Genomic DNA, 14,540 nt, shown 5'->3' on the forward strand with positions numbered 1-14,540 from the left:
CTATGAATATTATCAAAAAAATATTTTCAAAATCCCGTTCTCAAGAAGACGGGATTTTTTTTGACACTATTCAGAAAATTCTTGGTTTTCAGCCAATTACTATAGGGTTTTACAAGAAAGCATTTACACACCGCTCCTCTAATAAATTGGATGAATCCGGAAATCCCATTAATTATGAGAGACTTGAATTTTTGGGTGATGCTATGTTAAGTTCTGTTATTGCTGCACATTTATTTAATAAGGCACCCAACGGTGATGAGGGTTATTTGACTAAAATGCGCTCTAAGATTGTAAGCAGGGAACACTTGAACGAACTAGGTAAAGATTTAAATTTAGTAAGGTTTGTTGAGAGTAAAGTGCCTATTCAGCATTTTGGTGAAAATATTCACGGAAATATTTTTGAAGCACTTATAGGTGCTATTTATTTAGATCGGGGCTATTCTTTTTGTGAAAAATTTATTCAAAAAAGAGTCATTATACCCTATGTTGATATAGCACGACTTGAAGGAAAAGTAATTAGTTATAAAAGTCTGGTTATCGAATGGTGTCAAAAAGAGAAGAGAATCTTTCATTATGATATTTTTGAAGATAACGGAATTGATGGGCAGCGTTTGTTTGGCGTTAAATTAAGTATAGACGATAAAATAATTGCAAGGGCAAGAGCAACTTCAAAAAAGAAAGCAGAAGAGAAAGCTTCGCAACGTGCATATTTTGCATTTCAGGAAAAAATGGATAAGAAATAACACGAAAAGTAGTGTAATATTCCTAATGCTATAACGTTTTCGTTTATAAATTAACAAAAACATGCTGTTCTTAACTATTGATGCTACGTTAGAAATAGTATATTTACAGCTTGATATTTTATGAAATGGCTATTCATAGATTAGATTTAGACGAATTTGACGAAATTGATTATTATTTAATGGCGATCCATACTTCTTTAGAAGATTATAGATTAGCGTATTTTATTAATAAAAAACTTCCGATAAACTTAAGTAAGAGTAAAAACGAGATCCATGCTCAAACTAAGGAAGGAGAAACAAATTTTTCCAGATTCTATTATTATGACACCGACAAAGCCCTTTCATGGAATTTGATTCAGAATAAAAATGAAATCATTTCAGTGAGTACGAATGATTTTCAGAATTTGTTTTCCAATGAAAATAGTGAGGTTTCAACAACAATTCATTTACTTCCTGAATTCAAAAAAGTAGATTTTTTCCTGAAAATAGATAATAGCGGTGAGGCTATAAACTTTTCAGAAATACAGCAAAAGCTAAATACAATTGAGAGTATCGCAGCTATTTATGCTGTAGATATCAATAAAATAAAATCAAAAAACAATTTAATTTTTTAAAAAAAATGCTTACAAACAAAAAAACCAAAATTGTAGCCACACTTGGACCTGCATGTGGAACGAAAGAGATCATTAAAGATATGATCGACGCTGGTGTAAATGTATTTAGAGTTAATTTTTCGCATGCTGATTATGAAGGTGTAAAAGAGAAAATTAATATTATTAGAGGCTTAAATGAAGAGTTTGGTTATACTACTGCAATATTAGGAGATTTGCAGGGACCTAAACTTAGAGTAGGAGTAATGGAAGAAGGAACTACAGTTAATGATGGTGATTTAATCACTTTTACAACTGCAGAAGATATTGTAGGAAATGCTCAAAGAGTATTTATGAAGTATCAAAACTTTCCAAATGATGTGAATGAAGGAGAGCGTATTTTACTTGATGATGGGAAACTTATTTTTGAGATCGTTTCAACGGATAAAAAGACAGAAGTTGTTGCTAAAGTTATTCAGGGGGGAGAATTAAAATCTAAAAAAGGAGTTAATCTTCCAAATACAAAGATTTCTTTACCGGCATTAACAGAAAAAGATATTGCGGATGCTATTTTTGCTATTGAGCAAAAAGTAGACTGGATTGCGCTTTCGTTTGTAAAAACGCCTCGTGATTTACAAGACTTACAGGAATTAATTGCTAAACATTCAGATGTTAAAATTCCGATCGTTGCTAAAATTGAAATGCCGGAAGCTTTAGAGAACATGGATAGAATTGTAGCATATTGTGATGCTTTAATGGTGGCTCGTGGAGATTTAGGAGTTGAACTTCCTGCGCATGAAGTACCATTAGTTCAAAAAGACTTAATTCGAAGAGCTAAAACTGCCAGAATTCCTGTTATCGTTGCTACTCAAATGATGGAAACAATGATTACAAGCTTAACGCCAACAAGAGCAGAGGTGAATGACGTTGCAAACTCTGTAATGGATGGAGCTGATGCGGTGATGCTGTCAGGAGAAACTGCTACAGGAAACTATCCTGTACAGGTAATTCAAAAAATGACTCAAATTTGTGAAGCTGTTGAAAACTCTCCGCTTATTCATGTTCCACAAAACACACCACAAATAAAAACAAAACGTTTTATTACTAAAACAATTTGCCAACAAGCGGCTTTAATGGCTAATACAATTCAGGCAAAAGCCATTTGTACATTGACAAATAGTGGGTATACTGCTTTTCAAATTTCGGCCTGGAGACCATCATCGGCACATATTTTAGTGTTTACTTCAAACAGAAGAATTTTAACACAATTGAATTTATTATGGGGAGTTAAATCATTTTTCTATGATAATGAAAATAGTACTGATGATACAGTAACTGATGTAAATCAAATTGCTGTAGAAAAAGGTTATGCTGTAAAAGGAGATTATTTAATTAATCTTGCTGCGATGCCAATCAAAGATAAAGGAATGGTAAATACCATGAGAGTTTCTGAAATAGAATAATTTTTTTCAAAATAGATATTTAAAATCCATCCGATTATCGGGTGGATTTTTTTGTTTTATTTGTTGGGGAAAAAGATTAGACATGATGAAATATAACCCCCAGATAATTTTTAATTATCTGGGGGTTATAGGTAATTTGTGAGACATAAATTACAAGTACTATCTTTTCCGGGATGGTTTAATAATTTTATTTTCTTTATGAATTAAAATTAAAAATGCTATTGTTGCAACCACACAGAAGGCAATAGCCTGAATTGATCCTTCAGGGCCAAATTCACCACCTGTAATATATTCAGGACCTTGTATTTTGGATTCAAGTAAGCTATTTGTTTTTTCGTTTCCTGATGTAATGGCGCCAAATATTCCCGACTGTGTAAAGTTCCAGGCAAAGTGTAAAGCAATTGGCAGCCATAAACTGCGACTGTAAATATAAGCAGCTCCAAATAAAAAACCTGCGGTGGTTATGCATATTCCCGAAAGCAAAGTTCCGTGAGGATTTGCCAGATGAAAAACACCAAACAGAACTGATGAAATGGTAAGCGAAATATGGCTTCCCAGTTTTTCTTCTAAAACTCTAAATATAATTCCGCGAACCAATATTTCTTCTATAATAGCCACTGTAAACATAATGGCAAAAGGAATCAGGATAAATGAAACCGGGTTTACAGCCGCAACACTATAACTTCCGTTTAGGTAAATTACTAAAATAGTTAACGATTGCAGGATAAAGCCAACCGAAATTCCAATGATAAGATTTTTTGCAATTCCTTTTGAAGCAAATTCTGTTACAGCTCTTTTTTCGTATTTTTTAAAGAAAAGAATATAGCTTAACACACATGATGTCGAAACAAAAAGTCCTTTTAAAAGGTTTCTATAGTCTTTGTCTAGTGGAGTCAAGGTAAGTAATTTTGAAGCAATCTGTTGTCCGATAATAACAACTGTCATAAAAACAAGCAATGCAAGAATCATCTTGGTTACAGGTGATTTAAATATTTTTTGTTTTGTAGTAAGGGTTTCCATTTCGATTTGGTTTAAGTATTAATTTGAAGCAAATGTAGATCGATGCTTAACCAAAAAATAGAATGAAATTTGCCTGCCTTATAGTTTTTGGAATTGCTTTGGTAAAAATCCGGTTAGGTTTTTGAAGGTTCTGATAAAATGGCTTTGATCAGCAAACCCACATTCTAAGCTAATTTCAGTTAAATTGCTTTGGTTTAACTGTATAAGTGAAAGCGAACGGTTTATTTTGATTCGGCGCATATATTCACCCAGCGTGCACCCAAAATATTTTGGAAAATGTTTGGATATCGTAATCGGATTTAGTTGTAAAACCTGCGCCAGATCATGAAGGTTTGGATTCTCATTCCAGCAATCGTTTAATAATTCATTTAGGCTTTTTACCCAATACGGACTTTTTTCATATCTGTCTAAATGCTTATGAGTATTCGATAATTGAGAAAATAACATCGTAATGCTATCGCTGGAAAATGCATCCGCAGTGATTGTTTCCTTAAAAATTTTCAAAATTAAAAATTTCGTAAGTACAGAATTTTGAATTGCTTTTTCGAGAATGTTTTCGGTTAATTGAAGGTTTTTAAGAAAATTTTCTTCAATTTCGATATTAATATTTCTGGACGGAAAAAGAGTATTTTTATTTAGATGTAATTCATCACTGTGATAAAATAATAATGAGCCCGAACCTACTGTTTCACTAAAATTTTTTCGTTTTTCGGTTGTTCCGCCTTTCAGAAAAAGTGTAATATGTGCATTATTATGTGAATGCCAACCTTCGTAAACTTTATTTTGATACTCAGTTTCGACCACTGAAATACCTTGTGTGGTGTTGAAAATGTTTTTCGTATTGCCTAAATATTTCTCCTTTTCGAGTTCGTACATTCGTGGACTGTTGATGGTATTTATAAACTAAAAATACTATTTATTAAGAAATTAAAATATTAAAAAAGCACTTTTTTGATCAATGATTGCTTTTTGAAGAATTTGTAAGGTTTGGCTGCTTAATAAAAATATTGTATAAATATTAACTGAAAAATAATAGTTTTTTTACTTAATATTTAATTGATTTGTAACAAAAATAAAATAGGGGCTACTAATGAGTCAACTATTTAAATCATTTGATTATGTATAAAATTACGATGAAATCAGTTTTTGCTGCGTCTGTTTTTTTGGTAGGTGTCAGTGGCGGTTTTGCACAAGACATTTTAGTAAATTCACTAAAGCTCAATGCAAGTGATAAAAGCAAAGAAAATTTTAAGTTCACTGAAGTGATTAATTTAGGAACGACTTCGGTAAAATTACAAGGCTCTTCGGGAACTTGCTGGAGTTATTCTACAAATTCTTTTCTGGAATCTGAAATGATTCGTTTAGGAAAACAACCAGTTGAATTGTCTCAGATTTTTTCTGCAAGAAATGTATATGTTGAAAAAGGAAAAAATTATGTACGCATGCATGGAGCTGTTACTTTGGGTGACGGAGGATCTTTGCATGATGTAATTAACATGTATAAAAAATACGGAACAGTTCCAAGAGAAGTTTACACAGGGCTAAACTATGGGACTGATAAAAATAAATTTGCAGAAATGGCAGCTCTTATTGAAGGAGTCTTGACGGCTGTTGTTAAAAATCCAAATGGTCAATTGACGCCAAGCTGGGAAAAAGCGTATGCCGCTGTTATTGATTCTTACTTAGGTAAAGTTCCGGATAATTTTGCATACAAAGGAAAAAACTATACACCCCAAAGTTTTGCAAAAGAAGTGGTAGGAATTAATCCGGATGAATATGTTGAGATGTCATCATTTACTACAGCTCCTTATTATCAAAAAACACTTTTGGCTGTGCCGGACAACTGGTCTTTTGATCAGGTTTACAATGTTAAAGTAAATGATATGACTGATGTTATTGACAATGCTTTAAAGAAGGGTTATACAGTAGCCTGGGCAACTGATGTGAGTGAGAAAAGTTTTAGCTGGAAAAATGGTGTTGCTTACGTTTCTACTAAAAAATATGATGACATGACGGCTGATGAAAAAGCGGATATGTTTAACGGACCAAAAGTAGAACCAGAAATCACTCCGGAAATGCGTCAGACTGCTTTTGATAATTACCAAACTACAGATGATCATGGGATGCATATTATTGGTTTGGCAAAAGATCAAACTGGGAAAGAGTATTATATTGTAAAAAATTCATGGGGAGAAACAAATGACTATAAAGGTTTCTTGTTTGTGACTAAAAACTTTGTAAAATATAAAACTACTGCCTTAATGGTTAACAAAGGAGGAATTCCAATAGAAATTGCAAAAAAACTTGGAGTTTAATTTTTTATAAAATTCTAAATTATCCCGGGAACCTAAAACAAATTTATAAGGTTCTCGGGATTTACGTTTGTATTAGCAATATAAATTAGATTGACGAGTTAATGTTTAAAGCAGATCATTTTCTATATTTTTGTATTCCGGATTAAATAATTAAAAATGAGAACATTTGTTATTGGCGACGTTCATGGTGGTTTACTTGCCCTTGAACAAGTGATGAAAAAAGCTGAAGTTACTGAAAAAGACACCTTAATATTTCTTGGAGATTATGTTGATGGCTGGAGTCAGTCTCCACAGGTAATTGATTATTTGATTCATCTTCAAAGTAAACAAAACTGTATTTGTATTAGAGGTAATCATGATGAGTTATTATTAGAATGGCTTAAAAATGCTAAAAACAATGAACTATGGTATCAGCATGGAGGGGAAGCCACAGTTTTGGCTTATGCAAAATTAAATGAAAAACAAAAAGAGGTACATATAAAATTTTTAGAATCATTGCAGGATTATCATCTTGATGAAGAAAATCGATTGTTCGTACATGCAGGTTTTACGAATTTAAATGGTGTTGCTTATGAATATTTCCCTAAATTATTTTATTGGGACAGAACTTTATGGGAAACAGCTCTTTCGGTAGATCCAAATATGAATAAAGAAGATTTATATTATCCCAAAAGATTTACCTTATATAAGGAAATTTTTATAGGTCATACTCCGGTTAGCCGTATTGGAGAAACAGTTCCGGTTAATAAAGCATGCGTTTGGAATATAGATACAGGGGCGGCTTTCAAAGGGCCATTGACTATAATGAACGTGGATACAAAAGAATTTTGGCAAAGTGAACCTTTAAACGAATTGTATTCTAATGAAAGAGGAAGAAATTAAGTTGTAAAATTCTATTTTTGCTAATAAAAAATATTTAAGATTTATGAAAAAAGGTATCACATTATTATTTCTGATATTATTCGGAATTACACAAGCACAGGAAGCTTTTAAAGGAAAAGGAGATATAAAAGTTAATGTAGGTGCGAATATTCAGGATGGAGGTTCAGGAATTCAGGGTTCAGTTGATTTTGGTTTGGCTGAAAATTTTTCTTATGGTTTTGTTGGTTCTTATTTATTGGGAGTAAACGAATTTTCAGGATTTTATAATGGTAGTGAAACTCCATATAATAATGTAAAACCAGATTTTAAAGATCGTTTCGACGCAAAATTCAGAATAAATGCTAATATTGGAAATGTTTTTAATGTCGATGAAAAATTAGACATTTATCCCGGACTAAGTTTAGGGCTGAAAAATTTTGGAGGTCACGTAGGAGGCCGTTACCTTTTTACAGAAGGATTTGGTGTTTTTACTGAACTTGGGTTTCCAATTGCAAAATACAGTGATGATAATGATATGTTTGATCACTTAAATAATCAGTTTACTTTTAGTTTGGGAGCATCCTTTAATTTATAAGGAATAATATAAAAGCAGCTTTCTTATAAAAAGGCGACAATTTGAAATTTCAAATTGTCGCCTTTTTTATTTCCAAAAACTTAGACGGGTTAGATTTAGAATTAAATAATTAAAACCCGTTAGGTTAAATTAAAAATAGTGTCATCCTGAGCGGAGTCGAAGCCCTTTTGTGTTCAAAAGCCTTCGACTCCGCTCAGGATGACATCAATTCCTTAAGTTATAAATGATATTTTAAAAACGATGATTTAATTGATTTGCTTTAAGGCGAAATTATAAATAGGAATATTCTGTTGTTTGAATTTCTTCATTTTCCAAACTGATTTTTAAAATAAAATTCAGTTTTTATTAGGGATGACTTTATTTACGGGCTTTTCATTTAGTTTAAACTATAACGTTATAGATGTTGTGTTGATATTTATTAAGTGTATTTTTTTAACTATATGTATTTTTAGTGTAAATTTTTTTTGAATTATAAAATTTTACTTATTTTCGTGTAATCGATTACATTTAATAGTGTTTTTGATCACTTAAACTATCTATTTAACTAAACCACAATTATGAAAAGAATTTTACTTTACATGGCTTTACTTTTTATCTCGGTAAAAGTTGAGGCGCAAACTATTACAAAATCATCAGGATGGCTGGAGTCTGCTTTTGTTGAATGGTCTGCTGTTGCAGGAGCAGACAGTTATAATGTTTATTATACAGGTGGCGGAGAAACAAACAAAAAGATTGATGGGCCTCTTATTCGAAGTTATGGTAGTTATTTTCGTGCAGATATCCCTGGTATTGCTGCTGGTACATATACCTTAACGGTAAAGCCTGTTACTGCTAATGTTGAAGGAATAGGAACAACAACCTCTTCTTTAACTGTTTTAGCTCATGATCGCAATGGTTTTGCTTTTGATGGTGGTCGTATTCCGGGAGGATATAATTCAGATGGAACGCCTAAAACTGGAGCTCAGATTCTTTATATTACTCAAAATACAAAAAATACAATTTCGATGAATATTACAGGAGCAAGTGCAAATCCTTGTGTTGGCTTACAAAATATTTTATACGGGATTAAAAAAGGAAAAGATACACGTCCTTTTATTATTCGTTTAATTGGAAACATTACAGATATGACTGTAATGGAAGGTGGTGATATTACAATAGAAAATAACAACAATGCCAGTAGTTTCATTACATTGGAAGGTGTAGGAAATGATGCTGTAGTAAATGGAATGGGAGTTCGTCTTAAATCAGCTTCTAACATTGAAGTTCGTAATCTTGGCTTTATGAACTGTAATAGCACAGCGGGAGATAATATTGGAATGCAACAGGACAATGATCATATTTGGGTTCATAATAATGATTTGTTTTATGGAAATGCCGGTAGTGATGCTGATCAGATTAAAGGGGATGGTGCATTAGATAATAAAAATTCAACTTATATCACATTATCATACAATCATTTTTGGGATAGTGGGAAAGCAAGTCTTTTAGGTTTAAGTGAAGGAACTACAACCGGACTTTATATTACTTATCATCACAATTGGTTTGATCATTCTGATTCCCGACATCCTCGTGTTCGTTATTATTCTGCACACATCTATAATAACTATTTTGATGGAAATTCTAAGTATGGTTCGGGTTCAACGTTAGGATCTTCTTTGTTTATTGAAGGGAATTATTATCGTAATAGTAAGAATCCCATGATGACATCGCTTCAGGGTACTGATGTTTGGGATTCTGCGAATCAGGTAAATAACGCAGGTACAATGGGAACATTTTCAGGAGAAGCAGGAGGTAGTATAAAAGCATTTAATAATACATTTGATATTGATTTAGGTACTAATAGCATGCGTTTTGTGGCTTATGGAGATCCAAATCCTTTATATAATATTGCTGGTAAAATTAGTTCTACAACTGATTTTGATGCTTATTTAGCAACAACAAGAGGGGAAGTTGTTCCTGCTACAGTTGCATCAAAATCGGGCGCTAATACTTATAATAATTTTGATACAAATGCATCATTATATGTAAAAAACCTGGTAATTGAATCGCCTGCTGATGCAAAAACAAAAGTGATGCAATATGCCGGACGTGTATCTGGCGGTGATTTAAAATGGACATTTGATAATTCGGTTGATGATAAGTCCTCACTTGTAATTACAGCGTTAAAAACTGCTCTTACTAATTATACTTCGGCAATGGTGGCAGTTCAGGGTGAAGTTGCAGTTTCAGGAAATCAAACCTTAGTTGCTACTACGAACAACAACAATCAAACAGTGTCAAGTGGCACTGCAATAACTAATATTGTATTTACGTGGGGTGGTGACGCTACGGATGCAGCTGCAACGGGATTGCCTAATGGAATCACAGCAACAAAAAATACTACTGCGAAAACATTAACTCTTTCAGGAATCCCTACTGAAACTATGGAATATAGGGTTACTACTATCGGAAGTACCGGAACTTCTGCTTCAGATTCAGGAACAATCACAATGTTGCCTCCAAGCAGCCAAGTGCTTACTTCTACAAGTAACAATAACCAAACAATAACAGTTGGTTCTGCTATAGCTCCTATAGTGTTAACCTGGAGTGGAGATGCTACAGATGCTGATGTTAGCGGATTGTCTGCAGGTCTTACGGCGACAAAAGATGTTGCTGCTAAAACCATTACAATATCTGGCACGCCAACCGCTACTGGTTCTGCTACTTTTACGGCAATTACTTCAGGTGTTTTAGGAACTCCTGTTGCAGTATCTGGAACGATTACGGTTAATACGGTTGTTTCTGGGAATCAAATACATAATTTTACAAAAACGGGAAAAACTAGCTCATTTTATACTTTTGGATCAACAGCTAACATGAATAGTACTGCCGGATCTACGTCTTATGATGGTGAGAATTTAACAGCACGTTTGAAAATTGAATCCGCAACAAGCATCACTTATACAACGACTGCTGTGTCTACTTTAACCTTGGTATTTGATCCAACCTATAATGGAAATATTAAACTTGACTCAAACAATTACAATATAGTAAATGGAATTGCGACTATACCATCAATTCCTGCAGGTGCACACACAATTGTCAAAGGGTCTACTTCGAATCCAAATTTATATTACATCAAAACATCTTATCCAGCATTAGGTTTAGGGGATAGTGTTGAAGCTTCTGAGTTATTCTTGTATCCAAATCCTGTTTCGGATCAATTGTATATTTCTTCAGAGAATCAAAGAGTGGGCAGCGTTGTTATTTATAGCTTATCAGGAACTGTGGTAAAAAGCATTGTAAATGAAGTTGATTCTGTAGATGTAAGTAGTTTGGCTACAGGTAATTATTTTGTAAAATTGGTTACGGATGAAGGAGTTGTTGTTAAAAAAATCATCAAAAAATAATTGAAAATTAAATTTCAGCAAAGGCTTTCGTCTGGAAGCCTTTTTTTGTTTATAGCTTAATGTGTTTTTTTAGAATAGGTTTTAGCATAGTTTTTAAATAGATTTTCAGCTTCTGAAATTACAAATAATAATATTTTTCTTATGTAAATTTTAATATTTAACAGATTTAAATTTATAAAACAAAAAACATTGTTTGAGTTATTATTTGTTAAAAAATGTATTTGCACAGTTTGTGAGGTATTGTAAAACAAGGATCTTTTGATGTGTGTAATTTATTACATTTTATGCAACAAATTACATTTAATTTATTTAACTGCAATTATTTTTATTTAATATGTTTTTTTATTACAAAAATATTATCAATAATTATATTTTATATATTTTTGAGTAATCGATTACATTTTTTGAAATGGTATGTCGATAAAAACAAAAAACACTTTATAACTATCAATTAACCAAAACCACATGAGAAAAAAAATATTTTTATTGGCCATTTTGTTTGTTTCTCTACAAACACGGTCACAGCAAATTAATGAAGCGGTTGGCTGGCTTGAATCGGCTTTTGTAAAATGGCAACCCGTAAGTAATGCACAAACCTATAATGTTTATTATACCGGAAACGGTTTTACAGACCAAAAAGTTGATAATCAATTAATTCGTAGCTATGGGGCTTATTATCGTGCCGATATTCCAGGGCTAAAAGCAGGAACTTATACGGTAAAAGTAAAACCGGTTATTTCCGGAGTTGAAGGAACAGGGACTACAACGGGTTCTTTGACGGTATTAGCTCAGGATCGCAATGGTTTTGCTTTTGATGGTGGCCGCGTTCCCGGAGGATATAAAGTCGATGGTACTCCTAAAGATGGAGCGGTGATTCTATACATTTCACAAAATACAAAGAATACAATTTCAATTGATATTACCGGAGCAAGTGCAAATCCGTGTGTAGGTCTGCAAAATATTTTGTATGCCATTAAAAAAGGGAAAGATACTCGTCCGTTTATCATTCGCTTATTAGGAAATATTACAGATATGTCGGTCATGGAAGGCGGAGATGTCGTTATCGAAAATGCCAATAATGCATCAAGTTATGTGACTTTAGAAGGTGTTGGTAATGATGCAGTTGCCAATGGCTGGGGAGTACGCCTTAAGTCTGCCTCCAATATTGAAGTTAGTAATATTGGATTTATGAACTGTAATAGTACAGCAGGAGATAATGTTGGAATGCAGCAGGACAATGATCACATCTGGGTTCATAACTGCGATTTATTTTATGGAGATGCTGGAAGCGATGCGGATCAAATAAAGGGCGACGGAGCTTTAGATAACAAGTCGTCAACTTATATTACATTATCTTATAATCATTTTTGGGATAGTGGAAAAGCGAGTCTTTTAGGTTTGAGTGAAGGAACCACAACAGGCTTATATATTACGTATCACCATAACTGGTTTGATCACTCAGATTCTCGACATCCAAGAGTTCGTTATTATTCTGCACATATTTATAACAACTATTATGATGGAAATTCAAAATATGGAGCCGGATCAACATTGGGTTCTTCTTTATTCATGGAAGGAAATGTTTTCCGAAATTGTAAATATCCTATGCTTACCTCTAAACAAGGAACAGATATCTTTTATGATACTACGGGGACTTTTTCTGGCGAAGCCGGTGGCACAATTAAAGCATTCAACAATACTATGACTGGTCAGACACGTTACGTTCCGTATAATGCCACTAATTATCCTGTAGAGTTTGATGCTATAGAAACTGCAACCAGAGGCGAAGTTATTAGCAGCAGTATAAAATCAAAACTGGGAGGGAATAGTTACAATAACTTTGATACTAATGCCGCATTATATGTTAAAAATCTGTTAATAGACCAGCCTGCGGTAGCACAAACTAAAGTAACACAGTATTCAGGCCGTGTTTCCGGAGGAGATTTAAAATGGACTTTTGATAATTCGGTTGATGATGTATCTTCTACAGTAATTACAGCATTAAAATCGGCTCTTACAAATTATGCAGGAACATTAGTTTCAGTACAGGGTGAAACAAGTGTTGTCAGTAATCAGACGCTTACGTCAACGACTAATAACAACCAAACTGTGATAAGCGGAACCGCAATCAGCTCTATTGTTTTTACATGGGGAGGAACCGCAACAGATGCTACGGTAACAGGATTGCCGTCCTCAGGAGTTTCTTTTGTGAAAAATACTACCGCAAAAACAATCACTATTACAGGAACACCAACAGCAACTTTATCATATTCAATTGCTACTACAGGAACAGGTACGGCAGCGACAGGATCAGGAACAATTACGGTTACGCCGGTAAGTGCTCAAACGCTAACTTTGACCTCTAATAATAATCAAACTGTGACAAGCGGTACAGCGATTAGTTCCATAGTTTTTACCTGGGGAGGAAGTGCAACGGATGCAACTGTAACGGGATTACCTGCATCCGGTATTACTTTTGTAAAAAATAGTTCTGCAAAAACCGTCACTATTACTGGAACACCAACAGCAACTTTATCATATTCAATTGCTACTACAGGAACAGGTACAGCAGCGACAGGATCAGGTACAATCACGGTTACCCCGGTAAGTGTCCAAACGCTAACTTCAACCTCTAATAATAATCAAACTGTGACAAGCGGTACAGCAATTAGTTCGATAGTTTTTACCTGGGGAGGAAGTGCAACAGATGCCACTGTAACGGGATTGCCTGCATCAGGTATTACTTTTGTAAAAAATAGTTCTGCAAAAACAATTACCATAACAGGAACACCAACAACAACTTTGTCTTATTCAATTGTTACGACCGGGACAGGGACAGCTGCAAACGGATCAGGTACTATTACTGTTACAGGTACCTTTTCAGGAAATCAAATACATAATTTTACCGTTTCCGGAAAAACAAGTTCGTTTTACACGATTACAGGGAATATGAATTCTACTGCAGGTTCAGTAAGTTATGCTGGATTAACATTAACGGCTCGTTTAAAAATGGAGTCCAGTACAGCTATAACTTATACAACGACTGCTGCCTCAACATTAACATTGGTATTCGATTCTAACTTTACAGGAACAATAAAAGTTAATAATATCTCTTATACGGCAACATCAGGAGTAGTTACAGTTTCTCTTCCTGCAGGAGCAAATACGATAACAAAGGGTTCTGTAGCAAATCTGTATTACATTAGTACGACATATAACACTACGGCGCGTATGTCATCTCATGGTTCAGTAGAAGAAGAAGTGGCTTCTGCTAAACTAGCTTTATATCCAAATCCGGTTTCAAACGAGTTGAATATCGATTCAGATAAAGCGATTCAAAAAGTAGAAGTGTATAATTTGACGGGGGCACTGGTAAATTCACAAGCAGGAAATAATAACACAATTGACATGAGTGATCTTGCCAATGGCAGTTATTTGGTAAAAGTTTATACCGAAAACAGTTTGACTACAAAAATTATAATTAAGAAATAATAACCAACTAACTAACCATTATTTTTTAAAAGTAAAAGGCTTCCAAATTTCGGAAGCCTTTTATGATTTAAT

The 14,540-nt window shown here is 33.7% G+C and carries 10 protein-coding genes; 8 read left to right on the forward strand and 2 right to left on the reverse strand.

Annotated features, from left to right (window positions below; genetic code table 11):
* Window positions 1–2 precede the first annotated feature (2 nt).
* The 3 genes from rnc (at window position 3) to pyk (ending at window position 2,796) form a co-directional block, all read left to right on the forward strand.
* A complete protein-coding gene (rnc, locus tag BXU10_RS08080) occupies window positions 3–743 on the forward strand; it encodes a ribonuclease III (protein WP_078226903.1) in 741 nt (246 codons plus the stop codon).
* 125 nt (window positions 744–868) lie between these two features.
* Complete coding sequence (locus BXU10_RS08085) at window positions 869–1,357, forward strand: IPExxxVDY family protein (RefSeq protein WP_031454031.1); 489 nt, start codon at window positions 869–871, stop codon at window positions 1,355–1,357.
* Between the two features lie 5 nt (window positions 1,358–1,362).
* A complete protein-coding gene (gene pyk, locus BXU10_RS08090) occupies window positions 1,363–2,796 on the forward strand; it encodes a pyruvate kinase (RefSeq protein ID WP_031454032.1) in 1,434 nt (477 codons plus the stop codon).
* 159 nt (window positions 2,797–2,955) lie between these two features.
* Here pyk and BXU10_RS08095 read toward each other — a convergent pair whose 3' ends face one another.
* Complete coding sequence (locus BXU10_RS08095; protein WP_078226904.1) at window positions 2,956–3,816, reverse strand: CPBP family intramembrane glutamic endopeptidase; 861 nt, start codon at window positions 3,814–3,816, stop codon at window positions 2,956–2,958.
* Between the two features lie 78 nt (window positions 3,817–3,894).
* Window positions 3,895–4,692, reverse strand: a complete 798-nt coding sequence (locus BXU10_RS08100; protein ID WP_078226905.1) for an AraC family transcriptional regulator — start codon at window positions 4,690–4,692, stop codon at window positions 3,895–3,897.
* 242 nt (window positions 4,693–4,934) lie between these two features.
* Here BXU10_RS08100 and BXU10_RS08105 point away from each other — a divergent pair, with 242 nt between their 5' ends.
* From BXU10_RS08105 to BXU10_RS08130, 5 genes are all read left to right on the forward strand, one after another.
* Window positions 4,935–6,131, forward strand: a complete 1,197-nt coding sequence (locus BXU10_RS08105; RefSeq protein ID WP_078226906.1) for an aminopeptidase C — start codon at window positions 4,935–4,937, stop codon at window positions 6,129–6,131.
* A 156-nt stretch (window positions 6,132–6,287) separates the two neighbouring features.
* Window positions 6,288–7,013 carry a metallophosphoesterase family protein gene (locus BXU10_RS08110; RefSeq protein WP_031454036.1) on the forward strand — a complete coding sequence of 242 codons (726 nt, stop codon included), beginning with the start codon at window positions 6,288–6,290 and terminating at the stop codon, window positions 7,011–7,013.
* 43 nt (window positions 7,014–7,056) lie between these two features.
* A complete protein-coding gene (locus tag BXU10_RS08115; RefSeq protein ID WP_078226907.1) occupies window positions 7,057–7,587 on the forward strand; it encodes a DUF6646 family protein in 531 nt (176 codons plus the stop codon).
* Between the two features lie 557 nt (window positions 7,588–8,144).
* On the forward strand, window positions 8,145–10,976 hold the full coding sequence (locus tag BXU10_RS08120) for a T9SS type A sorting domain-containing protein (protein ID WP_078226908.1): 2,832 nt from the start codon (window positions 8,145–8,147) through the stop codon (window positions 10,974–10,976).
* 465 nt (window positions 10,977–11,441) lie between these two features.
* Entirely contained in the window at window positions 11,442–14,468 is a 3,027-nt protein-coding gene (locus BXU10_RS08130; RefSeq protein WP_078226910.1) for a T9SS type A sorting domain-containing protein, read from the forward strand.
* The last annotated feature ends 72 nt before the right edge of the window (window positions 14,469–14,540 follow it).

Origin of the sequence: Flavobacterium sp. LM4, assembly GCF_002017935.1 — a bacterium.
In the GTDB taxonomy this organism is placed as follows: Bacteria; Bacteroidota; Bacteroidia; order Flavobacteriales; family Flavobacteriaceae; genus Flavobacterium; species Flavobacterium chungangense.

Excerpts from the sequence above, each read along its gene's own strand:
- BXU10_RS08110 (WP_031454036.1), top strand. The coding sequence starts at position 6,288 with ATGAGAACATTTGTTATTGGCGACGTTCATGGTGGTTTACTTGCCCTT.
- rnc (WP_078226903.1), top strand. The coding sequence starts at position 3 with ATGAATATTATCAAAAAAATATTTTCAAAATCCCGTTCTCAAGAAGAC.
- pyk (WP_031454032.1), top strand. The coding sequence starts at position 1,363 with ATGCTTACAAACAAAAAAACCAAAATTGTAGCCACACTTGGACCTGCA.
- BXU10_RS08115 (WP_078226907.1), top strand. The coding sequence starts at position 7,057 with ATGAAAAAAGGTATCACATTATTATTTCTGATATTATTCGGAATTACA.
- BXU10_RS08100 (WP_078226905.1), bottom strand. The coding sequence starts at position 4,692 with ATGTACGAACTCGAAAAGGAGAAATATTTAGGCAATACGAAAAACATT.
- BXU10_RS08095 (WP_078226904.1), bottom strand. The coding sequence starts at position 3,816 with ATGGAAACCCTTACTACAAAACAAAAAATATTTAAATCACCTGTAACC.
- BXU10_RS08085 (WP_031454031.1), top strand. The coding sequence starts at position 869 with ATGGCTATTCATAGATTAGATTTAGACGAATTTGACGAAATTGATTAT.
- BXU10_RS08105 (WP_078226906.1), top strand. The coding sequence starts at position 4,935 with ATGTATAAAATTACGATGAAATCAGTTTTTGCTGCGTCTGTTTTTTTG.
- BXU10_RS08130 (WP_078226910.1), top strand. The coding sequence starts at position 11,442 with ATGAGAAAAAAAATATTTTTATTGGCCATTTTGTTTGTTTCTCTACAA.
- BXU10_RS08120 (WP_078226908.1), top strand. The coding sequence starts at position 8,145 with ATGAAAAGAATTTTACTTTACATGGCTTTACTTTTTATCTCGGTAAAA.